Source organism: Streptomyces sp. NPDC041129 (assembly GCF_055592265.1).
Window position 1 is genome coordinate 399,238 of the sequence record NZ_JBVIYV010000005.1, and the last position, 21,156, is coordinate 420,393.

General features: G+C 71.3%; 23 protein-coding genes. 15 read left to right on the forward strand and 8 right to left on the reverse strand.

Features of this window, described 5'->3' with window-relative positions; all coding sequences use genetic code 11:
• The first annotated feature begins 126 nt into the window (after window positions 1–126).
• A complete protein-coding gene (locus ACZ6B1_RS19730) occupies window positions 127–1,233 on the forward strand; it encodes a DUF2786 domain-containing protein (protein WP_468779993.1) in 1,107 nt (368 codons plus the stop codon).
• A 35-nt stretch (window positions 1,234–1,268) separates the two neighbouring features.
• Here the strand turns inward: ACZ6B1_RS19730 and ACZ6B1_RS19735 are convergent, their stop codons facing one another.
• Both ACZ6B1_RS19735 and ACZ6B1_RS19740 read right to left on the reverse strand, forming a co-directional pair.
• The gene (locus ACZ6B1_RS19735) at window positions 1,269–1,784 is read right to left on the reverse strand and encodes a DUF4232 domain-containing protein (protein ID WP_468779994.1); all 516 of its coding nucleotides are present in this window, start codon (window positions 1,782–1,784) and stop codon (window positions 1,269–1,271) included.
• 81 nt (window positions 1,785–1,865) lie between these two features.
• Complete coding sequence (locus ACZ6B1_RS19740) at window positions 1,866–2,351, reverse strand: hypothetical protein (RefSeq protein ID WP_468779996.1); 486 nt, start codon at window positions 2,349–2,351, stop codon at window positions 1,866–1,868.
• A gap of 221 nt (window positions 2,352–2,572) precedes the next feature.
• Here ACZ6B1_RS19740 and ACZ6B1_RS19745 point away from each other — a divergent pair, with 221 nt between their 5' ends.
• From ACZ6B1_RS19745 to ACZ6B1_RS19760, 4 genes are all read left to right on the forward strand, one after another.
• Window positions 2,573–2,947, forward strand: a complete 375-nt coding sequence (locus tag ACZ6B1_RS19745; protein ID WP_468779998.1) for a VOC family protein — start codon at window positions 2,573–2,575, stop codon at window positions 2,945–2,947.
• A gap of 40 nt (window positions 2,948–2,987) precedes the next feature.
• A complete protein-coding gene (locus tag ACZ6B1_RS19750; protein ID WP_468780000.1) occupies window positions 2,988–3,335 on the forward strand; it encodes an ArsR/SmtB family transcription factor in 348 nt (115 codons plus the stop codon).
• Complete coding sequence (locus ACZ6B1_RS19755; protein WP_468780002.1) at window positions 3,332–3,805, forward strand: SRPBCC family protein; 474 nt, start codon at window positions 3,332–3,334, stop codon at window positions 3,803–3,805. Before ACZ6B1_RS19750 ends, ACZ6B1_RS19755 begins: the two co-directional genes overlap by 4 nt.
• 147 nt (window positions 3,806–3,952) lie before the next feature.
• Window positions 3,953–4,222, forward strand: a complete 270-nt coding sequence (locus tag ACZ6B1_RS19760) for a DUF397 domain-containing protein (protein WP_468780004.1) — start codon at window positions 3,953–3,955, stop codon at window positions 4,220–4,222.
• Window positions 4,223–4,301: 79 nt separating this feature from the next.
• Here ACZ6B1_RS19760 and ACZ6B1_RS19765 read toward each other — a convergent pair whose 3' ends face one another.
• Entirely contained in the window at window positions 4,302–4,847 is a 546-nt protein-coding gene (locus ACZ6B1_RS19765; protein ID WP_468780006.1) for an ATP-binding protein, read from the reverse strand.
• A gap of 334 nt (window positions 4,848–5,181) precedes the next feature.
• On the opposite strand from ACZ6B1_RS19765, the gene ACZ6B1_RS19770 reads away from it, so the two are divergent.
• From ACZ6B1_RS19770 to ACZ6B1_RS19785, 4 genes are all read left to right on the forward strand, one after another.
• Window positions 5,182–6,006 (forward strand): helix-turn-helix domain-containing protein, encoded by an 825-nt coding sequence (locus ACZ6B1_RS19770; protein WP_468780147.1) that lies wholly within the window; start codon window positions 5,182–5,184, stop codon window positions 6,004–6,006.
• A 70-nt stretch (window positions 6,007–6,076) separates the two neighbouring features.
• The gene (locus ACZ6B1_RS19775) at window positions 6,077–7,537 is read left to right on the forward strand and encodes an aldehyde dehydrogenase family protein (RefSeq protein WP_468780009.1); all 1,461 of its coding nucleotides are present in this window, start codon (window positions 6,077–6,079) and stop codon (window positions 7,535–7,537) included.
• A gap of 113 nt (window positions 7,538–7,650) precedes the next feature.
• Window positions 7,651–8,190 (forward strand): DinB family protein, encoded by a 540-nt coding sequence (locus ACZ6B1_RS19780; RefSeq protein WP_468780011.1) that lies wholly within the window; start codon window positions 7,651–7,653, stop codon window positions 8,188–8,190.
• Between the two features lie 23 nt (window positions 8,191–8,213).
• A complete protein-coding gene (locus ACZ6B1_RS19785; protein ID WP_468780013.1) occupies window positions 8,214–8,855 on the forward strand; it encodes a PadR family transcriptional regulator in 642 nt (213 codons plus the stop codon).
• A gap of 24 nt (window positions 8,856–8,879) precedes the next feature.
• Here the strand turns inward: ACZ6B1_RS19785 and ACZ6B1_RS19790 are convergent, their stop codons facing one another.
• Complete coding sequence (locus ACZ6B1_RS19790) at window positions 8,880–10,283, reverse strand: glutamate decarboxylase (protein ID WP_468780015.1); 1,404 nt, start codon at window positions 10,281–10,283, stop codon at window positions 8,880–8,882.
• A 26-nt stretch (window positions 10,284–10,309) separates the two neighbouring features.
• On the reverse strand, window positions 10,310–11,596 hold the full coding sequence (locus ACZ6B1_RS19795) for an ion channel protein (protein WP_468780017.1): 1,287 nt from the start codon (window positions 11,594–11,596) through the stop codon (window positions 10,310–10,312).
• A 111-nt stretch (window positions 11,597–11,707) separates the two neighbouring features.
• On the opposite strand from ACZ6B1_RS19795, the gene ACZ6B1_RS19800 reads away from it, so the two are divergent.
• A complete protein-coding gene (locus ACZ6B1_RS19800; protein WP_468780019.1) occupies window positions 11,708–12,469 on the forward strand; it encodes a MerR family transcriptional regulator in 762 nt (253 codons plus the stop codon).
• Between the two features lie 18 nt (window positions 12,470–12,487).
• Here ACZ6B1_RS19800 and ACZ6B1_RS19805 read toward each other — a convergent pair whose 3' ends face one another.
• Entirely contained in the window at window positions 12,488–12,853 is a 366-nt protein-coding gene (locus ACZ6B1_RS19805; RefSeq protein WP_468780021.1) for a YbjQ family protein, read from the reverse strand.
• Between the two features lie 140 nt (window positions 12,854–12,993).
• Between ACZ6B1_RS19805 and ACZ6B1_RS19810 the strand changes: the two genes are divergently transcribed.
• Window positions 12,994–13,989: a DedA family protein gene (locus tag ACZ6B1_RS19810; RefSeq protein WP_468780023.1), complete on the forward strand. Its 996-nt coding sequence runs from the start codon at window positions 12,994–12,996 to the stop codon at window positions 13,987–13,989.
• 5 nt (window positions 13,990–13,994) lie between these two features.
• Here ACZ6B1_RS19810 and ACZ6B1_RS19815 read toward each other — a convergent pair whose 3' ends face one another.
• Together ACZ6B1_RS19815 and ACZ6B1_RS19820 are read right to left on the reverse strand one after the other, a co-directional pair.
• Window positions 13,995–15,659, reverse strand: a complete 1,665-nt coding sequence (locus tag ACZ6B1_RS19815) for a threonine/serine exporter family protein (protein WP_468780025.1) — start codon at window positions 15,657–15,659, stop codon at window positions 13,995–13,997.
• 114 nt (window positions 15,660–15,773) lie between these two features.
• Window positions 15,774–16,265, reverse strand: a complete 492-nt coding sequence (locus ACZ6B1_RS19820; protein WP_046730908.1) for an inorganic diphosphatase — start codon at window positions 16,263–16,265, stop codon at window positions 15,774–15,776.
• Between the two features lie 79 nt (window positions 16,266–16,344).
• Between ACZ6B1_RS19820 and dacB the strand changes: the two genes are divergently transcribed.
• From dacB to hpt, 4 genes are all read left to right on the forward strand, one after another.
• A complete protein-coding gene (gene dacB, locus ACZ6B1_RS19825; protein WP_468780027.1) occupies window positions 16,345–17,946 on the forward strand; it encodes a D-alanyl-D-alanine carboxypeptidase/D-alanyl-D-alanine endopeptidase in 1,602 nt (533 codons plus the stop codon).
• Between the two features lie 92 nt (window positions 17,947–18,038).
• Entirely contained in the window at window positions 18,039–19,172 is a 1,134-nt protein-coding gene (locus ACZ6B1_RS19830) for a zinc-dependent metalloprotease (protein WP_468780029.1), read from the forward strand.
• 193 nt (window positions 19,173–19,365) lie between these two features.
• On the forward strand, window positions 19,366–20,424 hold the full coding sequence (gene tilS / locus ACZ6B1_RS19835) for a tRNA lysidine(34) synthetase TilS (protein ID WP_468780031.1): 1,059 nt from the start codon (window positions 19,366–19,368) through the stop codon (window positions 20,422–20,424).
• Between the two features lie 88 nt (window positions 20,425–20,512).
• Window positions 20,513–21,073 (forward strand): hypoxanthine phosphoribosyltransferase, encoded by a 561-nt coding sequence (gene hpt, locus ACZ6B1_RS19840; RefSeq protein ID WP_199211431.1) that lies wholly within the window; start codon window positions 20,513–20,515, stop codon window positions 21,071–21,073.
• Window positions 21,074–21,156 lie beyond the last annotated feature (83 nt).

Genomic DNA, 21,156 nt, shown 5'->3' on the forward strand with positions numbered 1-21,156 from the left:
AACCGTAGGTTGCGCACTTCGTGGCGTCAACCGTTGGTTGACACTTGCCCGGCCGCCGGCCCCCGGTTGTCCACAGGGTGTGGACGGCTTCTGCCCGCTGTTCGTGGCGCATGGCACGATCGACGGGTGACCAGCACTGCCAGCACCGTCGAGCGGGCCTTCCGCGCCGCCCTGTACGAAGACAACGACGCCGGACTCGACACGGGTGCCTCCCTGCTCGCCGCCGACCCTGCGGCGGACACCGAACTCGCGCGCCGGGGCGAGGAGTTCGTGGCGTCGGCCTGGCGGCGCGGCTGGCAGCCCGCCGATGTCGTACGGCTCGTGCGGCGCGAGCTGGACGAGGTCCACCTGGCCCTCGTTTCGGAGCTGATCCGGGCGCAGTCCGGGCAGGACCGCCCCCGCGGGCGCCGCTGGGCCGCCCAGCTGGAGGCCCTCCCGGGGTCCACCGCACGAGCGGGCGACCGCTTCTCGCACGCCACCGCGGTGCTGGAGCTGTACCGCCTCCTGCTGCGCCTGCCCGCCCTGGAGGTCCTGGAGGAGCCGCGCCGTGATCCGGGGCCCGGTGCCTCCCGCACGCTCACCCGCATCCGTGCGCTGCTCGCCAAGGCCGAGGCCACCGGCTACCCCGAGGAGGCGGAGGCGCTGTCGGCCAAGGCGCAGGAGCTGATGGCCCGGCACAGCGTCGACGTGGCGCTGCTGGCCGCAGGGGCCCCCGCGCCGGACGCGCCCGGCGCCTGCCGCATCGGCGTGGAGCCGCCGTACGAGCAGGCCAAGGCGGTGCTGCTGGACGCGGTGGCCACCGCCAACCACTGCCGCGCCGTGTGGAACGAGATGCTGGGCTTCTCCACGGTCGTCGGCTTCGAGGCGGACCTGGAGGCGGTCGAACTGCTCCACACCTCGCTGCTCGTGCAGGCCACCCACGCGATGACCAAGGCCGAGGCGGCGCAGCGCGCCGGCGGCCGCAAGCGCACCAAGACGTTCCGGCAGTCGTTCCTCGCGGCCTACGCGCACCGCGTCGGCGACCGCCTCGCGGCCGTGGCCGGAACCCAGGTGACCCAGGATCTGCTGCCGGTCCTCGCCACCCGGGAGATAGCCGTCACCGACCGTCTCGAGCACATGTTTCCCGAGACCATCACGACCCGGCTGCGCGGGGTGAGCGACGCGGCGGGCTGGACGGAGGGCGCGCGGGCGGCGGACCAGGCCCAGGTCAGGGCCCGCCCCCGGCTCGGCTGACCCCTCGTCACCAGGCCCGCCGCACCACGAGGACGTCAGTCCCCGACCTGCTGGAAGGCGCTGACGGAGGCGTCCGGGGTGTCGGTGGAGCCCTTGGTCGCGACGGGCCCGTAGGACCACGGGAAGCTCCGGGCGGTGTCCGTGCCGGGCAAGCCGATCTTCACCGACTTCGCGGCCAGGCCGGCCTTGCCGCCCGCTCCGCCGCGGACGTAGGTGATGGTGAAGGTCGCCGAGTCGCCCTTGGCGAGCTTCAGCTTCTGTGCCTTCGCCCCCTCCTGCGCGGGCAGCTTCACCTCGCCGCCGCCGGTGCTCAGCGCGGCGCCGGGGAAGTGGTCCAGGGTGCAGGGCGTGCTCTGGTTGGTGATGCTGACGGGCACCTCGCCGGTGTCACCGGCGGCCGGGGCCACGCTCGCCGAGCCGATCTGCACCGACACCCCGCCGATCTCGCAGGCGGAGCCGCTCTTGCCGTTCTCGCCTCCTCCGCCGTCGTCGCAGGCGGTCAGCAGGAGGGCGGCGGCGAGGGCGGTGACGGTGAGCGGAATGGCGCGCATGAGCAGGTCCCATCGAGGTCGTGACGGTCTCCTCGCATCATGGCGCCTGCGCCGGGGGCCCGCTCACGCGCCCCACCGAATTCACCGCTTCAGGTTGGTCGGCATGCCGGAGGGCAGCTTGCCGCCCTCGGCCTTGGTGTAGGTCTCCTCGCCGAGCTTGCCGGCCCAGGTCACCTTCAGGGCGTCCTTGCTCGCCGAGTCGACCATGCCGCTGATCCGGGCCTTGCTGCCGTCGGTGCAGTTCAGATGGATCATCCGCATGCCCGACTCGGTGCCGGCGGTGCCGGCGCACGTGGCTCCGCCCGTCGCGAAGAGCCCGGCCTTCTCGCCGGTGATCACCAGGGCCACGATCGTCCCCTTGGAGGTGGTGACCCAACTGCCCTGGAGCTCGTCCGAAGCGCCCGTGACCGTACCCGTCGAGCCACTGCCGGACTCCGAGCCGGCCGTCGGCGCCGGGGCCGGTGAGGAGTCGTCCTTGGCGCCGCCCCCGCCGCATGCGGTCAGCGCCAGCGCGCCCACCACCCCCGCCGCCGCGGCCGCCGTCCGCACCCTTGCAGTCGCCGTCATCACGTCAAGCTCCCCAGCCGTAGCGAACCGGCCGCCCCGGGACCGTCGTCCCGCTCGGGACGGCACCCCCCCCGAACCGGAGGGGTCCGCAGCAAGTTACCAGCCGTTACCCCGAACACTTCCGGACGCCGTGCGGAAATCTCCGTATGCCTGCTCACTCGGTACGGGTAGGCAATCTCCTACGGTTGACGCGTAGGGAAATGCCTACCTATGCTCGCCGCATGACCATCACGCACGTCTCCTTCGTCACCCTCCCCGTCTCCGACCAGGAGCGCGCCCTGGGCTTCTACCGCGACGTCCTCGGCATGGAGGTCACCGCCGACCGCCGGATGCCCCAGGGCCGCTGGCTCCAGGTGGCCCCCGAGGGCGCGCAGACCGTCTTCACGCTCTCCGGGCCGGGGATGGGCGGTTTCACGCCCGGCTCCGCGCAAGGGATCATGTTGGTCACGACCGACGTCGACGCGGACTGCGCCAGGCTCGCCGCTGCCGGAACCCCGGTGCAGGGGCCGGACGAACTCCCCTGGGGGCGCATGGCCTCCTTCGCGGACCCCGACGGCAACGGCCTGATGCTGCTGACGGAGAAGGAAGGCTTCTGACGCCCCATGAACCGGACCGCACCGTGAACCGGACCGCCCCATGACCGGGACGGGTACCGCCGCCGAGGACCGTGTCTTCGCCGCGCTCGCCAACGCCACGCGCCGCGAGGTGCTGCGACTGCTGCGCGAGCGCGGTCCGCAGGCCGTGCAGGCCCTGGCCGAGCACTTCGACATGCGCCGTCCGAGCCTCTCCGAGCACCTCAGGGTGCTCCGGGACGCCGGCCTCGTCTCCGAGCAGCGCTCCGGGCGGCAGCGCATCTACCGCCTCGAGGCGGCCCCGCTCGCCGAGGTGCAGGACTGGCTCCATCCGTACGAGCGGTTCTGGCGCGACCGCCTGAAGGGCCTCGGTGATCTGCTCGACCGCATGCCCGACGATGAACACCCATGAGCACCGCACCCCCCGGTGACGCCGACGACCTCACCACCGTCCGTGTCGACCAGTTCTTTCCGCATCCGCCCGCCAAGGTCTGGCGCGCCCTGACCGAGCCCGCCCTGCTCGCCCGCTGGCAGATGCCCGGCGCCGAGGACTTCCGGCTCGAGATCGGGCACCGGTACCGGATGACCTCGGTCCCGCGCCCCAACGCCCGCTTCTCCGGTGTGGTCGAAGTGCGGGTCCTCGCCTACGTCCCCGAGCGGATGCTGTCCCTCCGCTGGGCCGACGCGGATCCCGCCGGTCCCACGGACTGGACCATCACATGGACCCTGGAACAGGAAGGGCGCGGCACGCGTCTGTTCCTAGTGCACGAGGGATTCGATCCGGACGACCCGGTGCAGATGAAGGCGCGGAAGATCATGAACGGGGGCTGGAGAGGGCATGTGCTGCCGTCTCTCGGACAGACGCTGGAACGGCTTCGGTAAAGCGGACGTCAAAGCTGTAATCGCGGCAACACACCCCGTGCACGTGCATCTGCTCATGCATCTGCACATGAACGCAGCTATGATCCGGATCAGTTGAGCAAGACATCCATGGCCACATCAGCCAAGTGCACCACCGGGGAGCGACCTGTGGACCGCGACGTTGACGGCGTGTACGGGGGGTACGACGTGTACAACGGCATGGCTGCCACGCAGCTGGACGGAGTGGCCTGGCAGAAGAGCAGGCACAGCAACTCGCAGGGTTCCTGCGTGGAGTTCGCGCGCCTGCCCGGCGGTGATGTGGCGGTGCGCAACTCGCGTTTCCCGGACGGGCCCGCGCTCGTCTACACGCGCGCGGAGATCGAGGCGATGCTCCTCGGTATCAAGGACGGCGAGTTCGACCACCTCATAGTCGGCTGAAACGACTCAACGCCCCACGGCTCGCCGACGACCCGGTGTACGCGCGTAGATACCGGGCGTGACTCGGCCCCGCGTCATATCAGTCGGCCGGCCGGAGCCGGAACAGCGCCCAGACGACCTTGCCGCTGAGGGTGCCCGCGAGCGGGTGCCACCCCCAGCCGTCGGCGAAGGAGTCGACCAGGAACAGCCCCCGGCCGGACTCGGCCGAGAAGTCGTCCGAATCGCGCGGCGCCGGCGTCTCGTCGCTCGGGTCGCGCACCGCGCACACCAGCCGCTCGGTCCAGCGCAGCAGGTGCAGGCGCACGGCGGGCGGTTGCGGGGAGCGGCCGGCGTCGGCCGGGGAGGGTGCGGACCGCCGGGCTTCACCGGACGGGCGCTGGTGAGGGATGGGCAGGCCGTGCCGCAGGGCGTTGGTGACGAGTTCGGAGACGACGAGACATATGTCGTCGAAGCGGTCGCCCACGTCCCACTGGTCCAGGGTGCGCCGGGTGAAGCGCCGGGCCTCGCCCACCGCCTCGTAACGGGCCGGCAGGGCGCAGGAGGCGGCATCGGAGACGGCTGCGGGGTCCAACGGCGGAAGGCCCTGCCGTAACGGCTTGAGCATGGTCGATCCATTCGTCCCCATGCGAGGCACTCCCGGGAATTCGCGGTCGTAGCGATGCAGCGGTGGCGCGGCACCATGGTTTCGGATGGGACAGGCAGATGCAAGGGCAGATGCACGTGCACGTGACCGAAATGATCCTGCCCGTACCGCTTCTTGGCCATTTTTTCTGCCACATTGGACCATGCGAATGTCAGAGGTCCGTACCTCTGCCTGCGGAAAACGGCTGACCTCTTTCCGTTTCCGTAACCGGACGAGTACTGCTCGAAGTGTTTTAGTGGCAGACTGCGGCCCCTGAAGACGGTTGGGGAGGCTGGCGAACGTGAGCGCGGGAGAGCCCGGATCGGTGGTGCGGCGCATGCTGCTCGGCTCGCAACTCAGGCGGCTGCGTGAAGCACGGGGGATCACGCGCGAGGCGGCGGGTTACTCGATCCGCGCGTCCGAGTCGAAGATCAGCCGGATGGAGCTGGGCCGGGTGAGCTTCAAGACCAGGGACGTCGAGGATCTGCTGACGCTGTACGGCATCAGTGACGAGGCGGAGCGCGAGTCCCTGCTCTCCCTCGCCCGGGAGGCCAACGTGGCGGGGTGGTGGCACAGTTACACCGACGTGCTGCCGAGCTGGTTCCCCACCTATGTGGGCCTGGAGGGCGCGGCCTCGCTGATCCGGGTGTACGAGGTGCAGTTCGTGCACGGCCTGCTGCAGACCGAGGAGTACGCCCGCGCGGTGGTCCGGCGCGGCATGAAGGGCGCGAGCCCGGCCGACGTGGAGCGGCGGGTCGCGCTGCGCCTGGAGCGGCAGAAGCACCTGCTCGCGGACAACGCCCCCGAGTTCCACATCGTCCTGGACGAGGCCGCCCTGCGCCGCCCGTACGGCGACCGCGGTGTGATGCGCGGCCAGCTCCAACACCTGATCGACATCTCCGAGCGCCCCAATGTCAGGCTCCAGGTGATGCCGTTCGGCTTCGGCGGCCACTCCGGCGAGAGCGGCGCCTTCACCATCCTCAGCTTCCCCGACGCGGACCTGTCCGACGTGGTCTACCTGGAGCAACTGACCAGCGCCCTGTACCTGGACAAGCGTGAGGACGTCGCCCAGTACGAGCAGGCGCTCAAGGAGCTCCAGCAGGACAGTCCGGGCCCGGACGAGAGCCGGGATCTTCTCCGGGGTCTCCTTCAACTCTCTTGAAACACAAGTACGATGACGTGTGATCAGACCGTGACGTGGCTCCTGTGTCTGCTACCGATTGAGGGATCACATGCCGTCCTACTTCAGCGACCTGGCCCAGCAGTACATCGACGGTGAGTGGCGCCCGGGCACCGGTTCCTGGGACGTCATCGACTTCAACCCGTACGACGACGAGAAGCTGGCCTCGATCACCGTGGCGACGGTCGACGAGGTCGACCAGGCCTACCGCAGTGCCGCCCGCGCCCAGAAGCAGTGGGCCGCGACCAACCCGTACGCCCGCCGCACGGTGTTCGAGCGGGCGCTGCGGCTGATCGAGGACCGCGAGCAGGAGATAGCCGACCTGATCGTCGCGGAGCTGGGCGGCACGCGGTTGAAGGCCGGCTTCGAGCTGCACCTCGCCAAGGAGTTCCTGCGCGAGGCGGTCAACCTGGCGCTGCGCCCGGAGGGCAGGATCCTGCCCTCCCCGGCCGACGGCAAGGAGAACCGCGTCTACCGGGTGCCGGTGGGTGTGGTGGGCGTGATCAGCCCGTTCAACTTCCCGTTCCTGCTGTCGATCAAGTCCGTGGCCCCGGCCCTCGCGCTCGGCAACGGCGTGGTGCTCAAGCCGCACCAGAACACCCCGATCGCGGGCGGCACCCTGGTCGCGAAGATCTTCGAGGACGCGGGTCTGCCGGGCGGCCTGCTCAACGTCGTCGTCACCGACATAGCCGAGATCGGCGACGCCTTCATCGAGCACCCGATCCCCAAGGTCATCTCCTTCACCGGCTCCGACAAGGTCGGCCGGCACGTCGCCACCGTCTGCGCCTCCCACTTCAAGCGCTCGGTGCTCGAACTGGGCGGCAACAGCGCGCTGGTGGTCCTGGACGACGCAGACATCGACTACGCGGTGGACGCGGCCGTCTTCAGCCGCTACGTGCACCAGGGCCAGGTCTGCATGGCGGCGAACCGGGTCCTCGTGGACCGCTCGGTGGCCGAGGAGTTCACCGGGAAGTTCGTCGCCAAGGTCCGGACGCTGAAGGTCGGTGACCCGCGCGACCCGCAGACCGTCATCGGCCCGGTGATCAACTCCCAGCAGGCGAGCGCCGTATCGGGCGCCGTGGAACAGGCGCTCGCCGAGGGCGCCACCGCCCTCGTGCACGGCACCACCACCGGCAACCTGGTCGAGCCCAGCGTGCTCACCGACGTGCCCGCCGGCTCCGCCCTGCTCCAGCAGGAGATCTTCGGCCCGGTCGTCTTCCTCGTCCCCTTCGACGGCGAGGAGGAGGCGGTCCGGATCGTCAACGACACCCCCTACGGCCTCAGCGGCGCCGTCCACACGGGCGACATCGAGCGCGGTGTCGCGTTCGCCAAGCGGATCGACACCGGCATGTTCCACGTGAACGACGGCACCGTGCACGACGAGCCGCTGGTGCCGTTCGGCGGCGAGAAGCACTCCGGCCTCGGTCGGCTGAACGGCGAGACGACCGTCGAGGCCTTCACCACGATCAAGTGGATCTCGGTGCAGCACGGCCGCAGCGGCTTCCCCTTCTAGGGGGCGCCCGAAATCATCCCGCGCGTGCCGGGCCCTTGCGGACAGAAGCTGACCGCAAGGGCCCGTAGCTTCGTCTGTGTCAGGCAAGAGGACCCGAGGAAGGGCGGCCGGTCATGGTCACGCACGTGGCGGCGGAGGCGCGGGGCGACGAGCGCGGGGCGCTGCTCGCGTTCCTGGAGGAGCAGCGGGGCGGCATCCGCAGGGCGCTGCTGGGACTGACCGAGGAGCAGGCGCGCTCCAGTCCGAGCGCCAGCGAGCTGTCCCTCGGCGGTCTGCTCAAGCATGTCGCCGAGGTCGAGCAGAGCTGGCTGGCCCGGGCCCGGCAGGAGCCGCCGGCGGTCCACCGCGACCAGTCGAACTGGCACGAGTGCTTCCGGCTCACCGACGACGAGACGGTGGCCGGGCAGCTCGCGTACTGGGAGCAGGTCGCCGGCGAGACGGAGAAGTACATCCGCTCCGCGCCCAGTCTGGACGACACCTTCCCGCTGCCGCCCGACCCCTGGTTCCCGCCGGAGGGCCGTGTCTCGCTGCGCTGGCTGTGTCTGCACCTGATCCGTGAGACCGCCCGCCACGCCGGCCACGCCGACATCATCCGGGAGTCCCTGGACGGCAGGACCGCCTTCGAGCTGGTGGCCCTGGAACAGCGGGGCTGAGCCGCGGCCATAACCTGGACGGCATGTCAGCGATCCGTCTTCTCGTGCTGGGCGCGGTCCGCCAGCACGGGCGGGCCCACGGCTACCAGGTCCGGGGCGACCTGGAGTACTGGGGCGCGCACGAGTGGTCCAACGCCAAGCCGGGCTCGATCTACCACGCCCTGAAGCAGATGGCGAAGCAGGGGCTGCTGCGGGCGCACGAGATCGCGCCGTCCACCGCGGGCGGTCCGCCGCGCACCGAGTACGAGATCACGGACCCGGGCGAGACGGAGTTCTTCCGGCTGCTGCGCGAGTCCCTGGTCTCCTACGACCAGAAGATGGACATCCAGTCCGCCGCCATCGGCTTCCTGGTCGAGCTGGAGCGGGCCGAGGCGCTGGACCTGCTCCGGGAGCGGATCCGGCGCATCCGTCAGTGGCGGTCCGCCGTCACCGGGCACTACATCCCCGAGGACGGCCCCGGACAGCTCGGCCACATCGGCGAGATCATGAACCTCTGGGTGCACACGGCCGACTCCGACGCCGCCTGGACCCAGGGGCTCATCGCCCGTCTGGAGGCCGGCGCGTACACCTTCGCGGGGGAGGGCGAGCCGTTCATGGGCGTCCTCACCGAGGGCCAGGAGAACCCGTACGCGACGGGGGAGCGGCACCCGGGGGACGACCGCTGACCCCTCTGGTCCGGACGAGTGGCCCTAGTGATGGAAGCTGGTGGCCGCGTCCCGGTCCTTGGTGAGGGGATGCGGCTGCTGGCGCAGTTCGGGCAGCAGGCGTGCCAGGTCGTCCACGAACAGGTCGGCCAGGTCGTGGGAGAAGCCGTTGCGGCACACGACCCGCAGCACCGCCAGGTCCTCGCGGTCCGGCGGGAAGGTGTAGGCGGGCAGCAGCCAGCCGTGCTCGCGCATCCGCCGGGAGACGTCGAAGACGTCGTAGGGCAGGCCGTCATGGGTGGTGAAGGCGAACACCGGCAGTTCGTCCCCGCGAGTCAGCAGCCGGAAGTCGCCGAGCGCCTCGATCTTCCCGGCCAGCGCGCGCGCCACGTCCCGCGTGGCCTGCTGCACCGCCCGGTAGCCCGCGCGGCCCAGCCGCAGGAAGGAGTAGTACTGCGCGACGACCTGGGCGCCGGGGCGGGAGAAGTTCAGGGCGAACGTCGGCATGTCCCCGCCCAGGTAGTTCACCCGGAAGACCAGCTCCTCGGGCAGTGCCTCCTTGTCCCGCCACAGGGCCCAGCCGACGCCCGGGTAGACCAGGCCGTACTTGTGCCCGGACGTGTTGATCGACGCCACGCGCGGCAGCCGGAAGTCCCACACGAGGTCCTCGTCGAGGAACGGCGCGATCATCGCGCCGGAGGCGCCGTCCACGTGCACCGGGATGTCCAGTCCGGTGCGCTCCTGGAGGGCGTCCAGGGCCGCGCACAGTTCCGCGATCGGCTCGTAGGACCCGTCGAAGGTGGAGCCGAGGATGCCGACGACACCGATGGTGTTCTCGTCGCACAGCTCGGCCGCCGCCCGCGGGTCCAGGTGGTACCGGTCGCCCTCCATCGGCACCAGCCGGGCCTCCACCTCCCAGAAGTTGCAGAACTTCTCCCAGCAGACCTGGACGTTGACGCCCATGACCAGGTTCGGGCGTGCTCCCGGGTAGCGGTCGGCGTTGCGCTGCGCCCAGCGGCGCTTGAGCGCCATCCCGGCCAGCATGCAGGCCTCGCTGGAGCCCGTGGTCGAACAGCCCACGGCGGCCGACGGGTCCGGTGCGTTCCACAGGTCGGCGAGCATCGCCACACACCGCCGCTCCAGCTCGGCCGTGCGCGGGTACTCGTCCTTGTCGATCATGTTCTTGTCCCGGCACTCACCCATCAGCACCCCGGCCTGCGGCTCCATCCAGGTGGTGACGAAGGTGGCCAGGTTCAGCCGCGAGTTGCCGTCCAGCATCAACTCGTCGTGCACCAGCTGGTACGCCGTGGACGGCGGCAGCGGAGTGTCGGGGAGCCGGTGGGTGGGCGGGGCCTCCGCCATCCCGCCGACCGGATTGGCCTCTCCGTAGAACGGGTTGACCGACATCAGGCGCTCTTCGTGCTTCTCCGGACCTTTGTGCAGGGCCATGACGTGCCTCCAGACGGGGGACGTGGTCAGCGGACGGGGGTGCCGTCACCGCGCAGCTGCATCTGCGGCCGCCCGGTCACCAGCAGCCAGGCCGGCAGTGAGGCGATGCAGAGCAGGGCGATGATGGCGGGGGAGGCCACCAGGACGGCGGCCGTGAACAGGCTCACCCAGCCCTGCCGGGTGATCGCCAGCAGCATGCCCAGCACACACGCGGACACGCCCAGCGCGGCGGGTACGCCAGGGACGAGCGCGTGGGCGCACAGACCGAGCGCGGAGCCGACGAAGACGGCGGGGAAGATCCGGCCGCCCCGGAAGCCGCAGGAGGCAGCGACCAGCAGCGCCGCCAGCTTCACCACGGCCATGGTGGCGAACTGCCCCGCCGACCAGCCCGCCGGGTCACGCGCCAGCACGCCGATCTCCGACAGCCCCTTGAACAGGGTCAGCCGGCCGCCGAGGGCGGCCAGGGCGCCGAGCACGACACCGCCCGCCGGAAGCATCAGCATCGGGTGCCGCAACCGCTGGAAGGCCGCGTGGACGTAGGGGAAGGCGCGCACGGCGCACATGCCGAGCAGGGCGGCCACCGGGGCGAGCACCAGGGCCGCCAGCAGATCCGTCCAGCGCGGGCGGCCCAGGGGCGGCAGGCCCAGGTCGAAGGCCGGGCGGTACAGCAGCGAGGTGGTCAGCGCGCCGACCGCCGCCGCGGTCAGCGGCGCGAACAGGTTGTCCCACAGCAGCCCCCGGACGGGCCGCCCGGCCAGCGCCTCGGAGATGACCAGGGCCGCTGCCACGGGGGTGCCGAACAGCGCGCCGATCGTCGCCGCCTCCGCCAGCATCGGCCACAGGGCGCCCGGCATCCGGGCCAGGAAACGCCCGCCGAGCCAGGCCGCCAGGCCGACGTTCACGGCGATGATCGGGTTCTCCGGGCCCAGGCTCGGCCCGCCCGCCAGCATCAGCCCCGTAGCCAACACCAGACCCGGCAGCACGATGGGCGGCAGCACCGGGGCGTCCAGACCGGTGGTCGCCGGATCCGGCCCGGCATGGCCCGGTACCTTCCACACGACCAGCCCGACGGCGAGGCCGGTGGCCACCAGCATGACGAACATCCACAGCACCGAGTAGGGGCCCACGCCGAGCGCCTCCGGCAGCGGCCCCCACAGCACGTGCTGCAGTTGCTCCGCCGACAGGCTCAGGCCGACGTAGACGAGGCTCGCGGCCACGCCGACGGCGACGGCGGGCAGGATCAGCGGCAGCAGGGCCCGCGCCGGGCTCGCCGGCCGGGTCGAGCGAGCCTGCTGCCCTGTGCCCTGGGTCACGTCGTCACGATAAGCGGACACGACGCCGCGAACATCCGGAGCGCATCCGGCTTGCACCTCACGTGGCGTGAGGCCTCAGCGTGGTGCCGTACCGACGACAAGGAGCGGAAAGTGAGCTACTCCGTGGGACAGGTCGCGGGGTTCGCCGGAATCACGGTGCGCACCCTGCACCACTACGACGAGATCGGCCTGCTCGTACCCAGCGAGCGCACCCACGCCGGCCACCGGCGCTACAACGACGCCGACCTCGACCGGCTCCAGCAGATCCTGTTCCACCGCGAACTCGGCTTCCCGCTCGACGAGGTCGCGGCCCTGCTCGACGACCCGGACGCGGACCCGCGCGCGCACCTGCGCCGCCAGCACGAACTGCTGACCGCCCGGATCGAGAAGCTGCAGAAGATGGCCGCGGCCGTGGAGCACGCCATGGAGGCACGCACGATGGGCATCAACCTCACCCCCGAGGAGCGGTTCGAGGTCTTCGGGGACAACGACCCCGAGCGGTACGCCGAGGAGACCGAGCGGCGCTGGGGCGGCACCGAGGCCTACGCCGAGTCGCAGCGCCGGGCCGCCCGCTACACCAAGGACGACTGGCGGCGCATGCAGGCCGAGACCGACGACTGGACCGGGCGCTACGTCGCCCTGATGGCAGCCGGCGGCCGGCCGGCCGACGAGGCGGCCATGGACCTGGCCGAGGAGCACCGCCGCCACATCGGCAAGTGGTTCTACGAGTGCCCGCACCCCATGCACCGCTGCCTGGGCGCGATGTACGTCGCCGACGAGCGCTTCAAGGCGTTCTACGACTCCACCCGGCCCGGACTCGCCGAGCACCTCAGCGAGGCGATCGCAGCCAACGCCGACCGCCACACCGCGTGATCCCGCGGCCCGGGAGGGCTACTCCCGGGCCAGCACGACCGCCGTGCCGTACGCGCACACCTCGGTGCCCACGTCCGCCGCCTCGGTGACGTCGAAGCGGAACATCAGCACCGCGTTGGCGCCACGCGCGCGTGCCTGTTCCACCAACCGCTCCATGGCCTGGTTGCGGGTCTGCACCAGGGTCTTCGTGAGCCCCCTCAGCTCGCCGCCGATCATCGACTTCAGCCCGGCACCGATCTGGCTGCCGATGTGCCGCGAGCGCACGGTCAGCCCGAAGACCTCGCCGAGCACCTGCTGCACCTGGTATCCGGGCACGTCGTTCGTGGTCACGACCAGCACGTCCGGCTGGGGCCCCTGGCCGCCGCCGTAGTCATCGAGTCCCATGAGTCACAGCTTTCTCCCGGTCGCACCACAGTGCATCCTGGAGGCACCGGTGGAACCTGGGGCGGTCACCTCACGTTGGTAGCTTTGTGCGGCCCCCCATGGACGCCGTAGCCGCCTCACCCCCTCAGGAGCCCGGACCCGTGACGACACTCGCCCTCGGCCCGAGCTGGCTGGACCCCCAGTACCTGCTGGACACCTACAGCATCTGGGGTCTGCTGCTCATCGTCTTCGCCGAGTCCGGCCTGCTCATCGGCTTCTTCCTGCCGGGTGACTCGCTCCTGTTCACCTGCGGTCTGCTGATCACCACGGACAAGCTGGACTTCCCGTTGTGGGCCGCGATCGCCCTGATCTGCCTCGCCGCGGTCCTCGGCGACCAGGCGGGCTACATGTTCGGCAAGAAGGTCGGACCCTCCCTGTTCAACCGTCCGGACTCACGGCTGTTCAAGCAGGAGAACGTGGCCAAGGCGCACGAGTTCTTCGAGAAGTACGGCCCGAAGTCCCTGGTCCTGGCCCGCTTCGTGCCCATCGTGCGCACGTTCACGCCGATCGTCGCCGGCGTCAGCGGCATGCGGTACCGCTCGTTCCTGACCTTCAACGTCATCGGGGGCGTCCTGTGGGGCGCGGGCGTCACCCTGCTGGGCTCCTGGCTGGGTCAGCACGCGCTCGTCAGGGACAACATCGAGGCGATCCTCATCCTGATCGTCCTCGTGTCGGTGATCCCGATCGCGATCGAGTACCTGCGCGCGCGGAGCAAGAACAAGAAGGCCGCGCAGCGGGAGGCGGCCGAGGCGCCCCCCGCACAGCAGCACCCGGTGCCGCAGTTCCAGCGGCAGCCGGTCATGGATGACGCGACCACCCGCCTGCGCCGCATCGAGCCGGAGGAGCCCTACCAGCGGCAGCCGCGTCAGGAGCAGCACTGGAACCAGGGCGGCCACGACGCCGACCAGTACTACGGCCAGGGGCAGCACCAGCAGCCGCGGTACGGACAGCACGGGCAGGGGTACGGCCGGAACGAGCCCCGGTACGACGAGAACGGGTACGAGCAGAACGGCTACGGTCAGAACGGCTACGACCAGAACGGCTACGACCAGAACCAGTACCCCTACGGCAACCAGGGCGACCACCGCACCCGCTGAGGCCGTCAGAAACCGCGGGTCCGCTTCGCCGCCCGCCGCTTGCCGGCGGAGCCGACCCGCAGGGTGAGCCGGGAGATCTCCGACCCGAGGTTGACCCCGATCGCGATCGCCATGGCCAGGGACGCCGCCTTGGCCAGCGACACCAGCCCCTTGTCGACCTCGTTCTGCGCCATGTTCAGCAGCCCGAAGTAGGTGGCCGAACCCGGCAGCAGGGGCCCGATGGCCGCGGTCGTGTACGGCAGCGCCGACGCGAACCGGAACCGGGACAGCAACTGCCCGAACAGCCCCACGAGACCCGCCGCCACCGCCGTCGAGGCCACCGGTGAGATCCCGCCCGCGTAGTGCATCGCGCCGTACACCGACCAGGCCACACCCCCGTTGAGCGTGACCGCCAGCACGGTGGAGCGCTCCTGCTGCAGCAGCACGGCGAACGTCAGCGACAGCACCATGGACGCGGCGATCTGCACCAGCGGCCGCTCGGGAATGCCGCCCAGCGCCGCGTCGGGGTCCAGCGTGCCGCCCACCTTCACCCCGAAGTACAGGACGACCAGCACGCCGGCGACGATGCCGACGAAGAAGTACATGACCTCCAGCAGGCGCGCCGACGCGGTGATGTAGAAGCCCGTCAGACCGTCCTGCACCCCCGCCACCAGCGCCCGCCCGGGCAGCAGCGCGAACAGACCACCGGTGACCACCGCGGACGCCTTCACATCGACGTGCGCCAGCGAGAACGCCACCCCGATCGCCGCCGGCGGCATCGCGGCCACCGTGAACTGGTAGAACTCCGGCAGCCCGCGCCCCGCGCACAGCCAGGCCAGCCGGTCGCCCAGCATCGCGCCGAGCGCCGCGGCGATGAACACGATCAGGTCACCGCCGACCAGCACCGAGGCCGCACCGGCCAGCAGCCCGCTGGCCAGGGTCAGCGCCCAGCCGGGGTACGGGTGCCGGTTGCGGCGGATCTCGGCCAGCCGCCGGTAGGCCTCCTCGAGGGAGACATGGGTCTCCGGGTCGGTCAGGTCGTCCACCAGGTGGAACACGGCCGCGAGACGGGTGTAGTCGGTGCCCCGCCGCCGGACCGTGCGCGAGGCCGTCACCGGGTCGTCCACCAGCGAGGGCTGGTGGGAGATCGACAGCAGTGTGAAGGTGACGTTCGGCTCGCAGCGGTCCAGACCGTAGGACCGGCACACCGCGAACATCGCGGCCTCCACGTCCTCCGCGCCCTCACCGCCGGCCAGCAGCAGCTCCCCGATACGCAGGGTCAGGTCCAGCACACGCGGAACGGCCGGGCCCTCGTCCTCGACCCGCTGCACGGGCTCGGGCGCCGGCCGCTCGGTCACCGGCATGCGCAGCATCGTGCGCATCCGGTCCTGCCACGGCGCGTCCTTGATCAGGCTGACCGTCGGCACACCCGTCGCCGGGGTGAACGCCACCAGCGAGTCCGTTGCGCTGTAGCTGCGCGGCAGACTGAACGCCGACCCCTCCGGATCGGGGCTCGCCGGCTGCGGCGCCTGCAGCCCCTCGGGCACCGCGAACTCGGACGTGGTCTCCGACTCGCCCCCGCCCCTGGGGACCGCCAGTCCCTCGGGAAGGGCGAACTCGGACGTGATCTCCGGGTCGTACGTGGTCCGCGCCTCGTCCGACCGGGGCTTGCGGTCCTCCGCCTCCGTCACCTCGCACCGCTTCCTGAACGACACCTTCCGTAGGCCTCAGTATGCGCACGCGTACGCAAACGGGCCGCGCCACCCCACCAGGGTGCCGCGGCCCGCGTCGGGCAAACCGGCCGGTCAGTGGCCGCCCTGCTCCTTGAAGCGCTTGTACGACCGCTCGATCTCCACCTCGGCGTCCGTGCGGCCCACCCAGTTGGCACCCTCGACCGACTTGCCGGGCTCCAGGTCCTTGTACACCTCGAAGAAGTGCTGGATCTCCAGGCGGTCGAACTCCGACACGTGGTGGATGTCGCGCAGGTGCTCCACGCGCGGGTCGGTGGCCGGCACGCACAGCAGCTTGTCGTCGCCGCCCGCCTCGTCCGTCATCCGGAACATGCCGATCGCGCGGCACTTGATCAGGCAGCCCGGGAAGGTCGGCTCGTCAAGAATGACCAGCGCGTCCAGCGGGTCGCCGTCCTCGCCGAGGGTGTTCTCGACGAAGCCGTAGTCGGTCGGGTACGCGGTCGAGGTGAAGAGACGACGGTCCAGGCGGATCCGACCGGTCTCGTGGTCCACCTCGTACTTGTTGCGCGAACCCTTCGGGATCTCGATCGTGACGTCGAACTCCACCGGTGGCTCCTCCATGATCAACACATAGTTCTGGTGATTAAGTGTCCCTCACGCAGGTGTGTGATCGCGAAAGGGGCTGGTGGTCGTGCCAGAGCAGAGGCCTTGGCGAGCCGCGGGACCGCAGGTGCGGCGGATCGCGAACGCCGTACGACCGCGCCTCGCGCGTGCCGCGACGGCCGCGAAACCCCGGATCGCGCGGCTGACGAAGGCCGTGCGCCCCGAACTCGCGCACCTCCCCCGCCGGCGGACCGTCAGGACCTGGCAGTACACCGCGGGCGCCGCCACCGCCGGGCTGGCACTGGCCGCCGCGGTGGTGACCGCCACCGGTCCCTGGGACGCCAACGGTCAGCGTACGGCCGAGCGGGACCGGGCGGCCGCCCTGGAGCGATCAGGTGGCGCAGATCACGGCGGATCCGGCACGAGCGCTCGGACCCCCCAGGCCGCGCCGAGCGCCGCGGCCGTCCTCGCGGGGCTGGGCGGCACCACCGGAACCGTCAGCACCAAGAAGGCCCCGCCCGGCCGGCAGGCCCTCACGGACGTCCTCGGACCCCTCCTGGACGCCCCGGCGCTCGGCTCCGACCGCGGCGCGGCCGTCGTCGACGTCACCACCGGCACGCGGCTCTACGCCGCCGGAGCCGACCAGGCCCTCACCCCCGCCTCCACCACCAAGATCGCCACCGCGGTCGCCGCGCTGTCCGCCCTCGGCTCCGACCACCGCTTCACCACCCGCGCCGCGCTCGAACCCGACACCGGGGAACTGGTCCTGGCCGGCGGCGGCGACCCCACCCTCACCGCGCGCCGCGACGCCGGGGACTGGGCGAGCCTGCGCACCCTCGCCGCGGACACCGCCGCCACCCTCGCCAAGCGCGGCATCCACAAGATCACGCTGTCCTACGACACCACGCTCTTCTCCGGCCCGGCCCTCCACCCCATCGGCGTCAACGACAACCTCGCCCCGGTGAGCGCCCTGACCGCCGACGAGGGCCGCACCGACGCGTCCACCAGCGGCCCCGCGGCCCGCGTGACCGACCCGGCGGCGGACGCCGCCCGCAAGTTCGCCGGTTTCCTCCACGACGCCGGCGTCGAGACCACGCCCCCCGGCCCCTCCAAGGCCACCGGCCGCGCCGAGACCCTCGCCACCGTCTCCTCACCCACCCTGGCCACCCTCGTCGAGCGCATGCTGACCAACAGCGACAACGACATCGCCGAGACCCTGGCCCGCCAGACCGCCCTCGCGAGCGGCGAGGCGGGCAGCTTCACCGGCGGCGCCAAGGCCATCGCCGTGCAGCTGCGCAAGCTCGGACTGCCCCTGACCGGCGCCTCGTTCCACGACGGCAGCGGCCTCGACCGCGACGACAGGCTGACGGCGAACCTCCTCACCGCCCTCCTGGTGAAGGCCGGTGACCCCGCCCGCCCCGGCCTGCGGCCCGTCCTCACCGGACTCCCCGTCGCCGGCTTCACCGGCACCCTGACCGACCGCTACACCGACGGCGCGGCCGGCGTCGTACGGGCCAAGACCGGCACGCTCACCGGCGTCAACACCCTGGCCGGCACGGCCGTCGACCGCGACGGCCACCTGCTCGCCTTCGCCTTCATGGCCTCCGGCACCGCCAGCGCCCAGGAGGCCCAGTCGGCCCTGGACGAGACGGCCACGGCCCTCGCGGGCTGCGGCTGCGGATAGCCGCCGCCGGACGGGGCCGCCCCCTTCCGCGGGCGACCCGGAACGCCCCGCACGGCCTGCCCGAAAGGGGACCGCTCACGTACCGTTGACGCATGACGAGCTTCGGTGGCACCGCATCTCCCGGGATGGTCGACTGGAACCTCGCGGTGGCGACCGCGACACGGCTCGTACGACCGGGCCCCGAAGTCAGCCGCGACGAGGCCAGGGACGTCGTCGCGGAACTGCGCCGGCACGCCAAGGCCTCGGAGGAACACGTCCGGGGCTTCACCCGGCTGGGCACCGAGGAGACCCACGACACCCCGGTCCTGGTCGTCGACCGCCCCGGCTGGGTCCGGGCCAACGTCGCCGGCTTCCGGGAACTCCTCAAGCCCCTGCTGGACAAGATGCAGGAACGGCGCGGCGGCAACCCGGGCAGCGCCGTCCTCGGCGCCGTCGGCGGCAAGGTCACCGGCGTCGAACTCGGCATGCTGCTGTCCTTCCTCGCCTCCCGCGTCCTCGGCCAGTACGAGACCTTCGCCCCCGCCTCCCGCGACCTGCCCGCCGGGGAGAACGGCGGCGGCCGGCTGCTCCTGGTCGCGCCCAACATCGTCCACGTGGAACGCGAACTCGACGTCCAGCCCCACGACTTCCGGCTCTGGGTCTGCCTGCACGAGGAGACGCACCGCACCCAGTTCACCGCCGTGCCCTGGCTCCGGGACCACCTCGAGGGCGAGATCCAGTCGTTCTTGGCGGAGACCGACGTCGACCCGATGACCGTCCTGGAACGCGTCCGGGAAGCCGCCCAGTCCCTCGCCGGCGGCCGCCCCGAGGGCGAGGAGGACGACGGCGGGCGCTCCTTCGTGGAACTGGTGCAGACCCCCGCCCAGCGCGAGATCCTCGGCCGCCTCACCGCCGTGATGTCCCTGCTCGAGGGCCACGCCGACTTCGTCATGGACGGAGTCGGCCCCCAGGTCGTGCCGAGCGTCGCCGAGATCCGCGAGAAGTTCCAGCAGCGCCGCGCCAAGGGCGCCTCCCGGCTCGACCTCGCCCTGCGCAAGCTGCTCGGCCTGGACGCCAAACTCAGGCAGTACCGCGACGGCGAACGCTTCGTGCGCGCCGTCGTCGACCAGGTCGGCATGGACGGCTTCAACCGCGTCTGGACCTCGCCCAACACCCTGCCCACCAAGTCGGAGATCGCCAAACCGGCGGACTGGGTCGCACGGGTGCACCGCAAGGCCGAGTCGTGAACCACGCCGCGACGCCGTGAGACGAATCCGGCCGACGGCAGGCGAACGCCCCTCCAATCACCCGTCCGAGGGACCGTGAGCCATGGGTAGGCGTGCAATGCTCGGGGAACGGCCCGCTTCTGTCACCATCGACACACTCTGAGTGACCGATCCTCGGGCTCACCCCCCGAAAACTTCATGAAGGGAACCGGACATGGGTCCCCATCCATCGGTCGCGGCGATACGCCTGGCGGTCCGCCGCGTCCTCCACGACATCCTGACCGACCACACCAGCACCATCGGACGAAGCACCGGGCACATCCGGACCGCCGCCGGGCGGGGTCCGGCCGAGCGGCCCCCCTCCCCGCTCGTGCTCGTCGCGTGCTCCGGCGGCGCCGACTCCATGGCGCTCGCCTCCGCCCTCGCCTTCGAAGCCCCCAAACTCGGCATCCGCGCCGGCGGCATCACCGTCGACCACGGCCTCCAGCCCGGCTCCGGACTGCGCGCCGACGAGGTCGTGCTCAAGCTGCGCGGCCTCGGCCTCGACCCCGTCGAGTCCATCGCCGTGACCGTCGGCCGCGAGGGCGGACCCGAGGCCGCCGCCCGCGACGCCCGTTACGCCGCCCTGGACGCGGCGGCCGAACGCCACGGCGCCACCGCCGTCCTGCTCGGCCACACCCGCGACGACCAGGCCGAAACCGTCCTGCTCGGCCTCGCCCGCGGCTCCGGCATCCGCTCCCTGTCCGGAATGGCCGCGGTCTCGGGGGCCGGCGGCCGTTACCGGCGCCCTTTCCTGACCCTGGACCGGCAGACCGCCCGCAAGGCCTGCATGGCCCAGTCGCTGTCGGTCTGGGACGACCCGCACAACGCCGACCCCGCCTACACCCGCTCCCGGCTCCGGCACGAAGGCCTGCCCGCCCTGGAGAAGGCCCTCGGCAAGGGCGTCGTGGAAGCGCTCGCCCGCACCGCCCAGCTCTCCCGCGACGACGCCGACGCCCTCGACACCTGGGCCAGGCAGGCCGAGGCCTCCGTACGCGACGCCACGGGTTTCCTGGAGTGCGCCAAGCTCTACGCCCTCCCGCCCGCCGTACGCCGCCGCATCCTGCGCCGCGCCGCCATCGAGGCCGGTGCCCCGGCGGGATCCCTCTTCGCCCGCCACATCGAGGAAGTCGACCGGCTGATCACCGGATGGCGCGGCCAGGGAGTCATCAATCTCCCGGGCAAAGTCGTCGCCCAGCGCCAGGGTGGCAGACTGGTGATTCGGCAGGGCTGACATCGCGGCCCCGGAGGACCCCCTCCGGCGGGCGGGTCGGCCGGAAGCACGCGAGTGCTTGGCCGTAAGTGCGGGACGACCGAAAGTGATGCGGGTGGACGCGAACGACATGGGTGCCGACCTTCAGCGGGTACTCATCACCAAAGAAGAGATCGACGCGAAGCTGGCCGAGCTGGCCGCGAAGATCGACGCGGAGTACGCGGGCAAGGACCTGCTCATCGTCGGCGTCCTCAAGGGCGCGGTGATGGTCATGGCGGACCTCGCCCGGGCGCTGTCCACCCCCGTCACCATGGACTGGATGGCCGTGTCCTCCTATGGCGCGGGCACCCAGTCCTCCGGTGTCGTCCGCATCCTCAAGGACCTCGACACCGACATCAAGGGCAAGCACGTCCTGATCGTCGAGGACATCATCGACTCCGGCCTGACCCTGTCCTGGCTGATCAACAACCTCGGCTCGCGCGAGCCCGCCACCCTCAAGGTGTGCACGCTGCTGCGCAAGCCGGACGCCGCCAAGGTCGCCATCGACGTCGAGTGGGTCGGCTTCGACATCCCGAACGAGTTCGTCGTCGGCTACGGCCTCGACTACGCCGAGAAGTACCGCAACCTGCCGTTCGTCGGTACGCTCGCGCCCCACGTCTACGGCGGCTGAGCCAACCGGGCCATTCCCTGTAGGACGACCGGGAACCCCAGCGGGTTTCCCCGCGTTGGAGCATGCAGAGACGGGATTGCCGG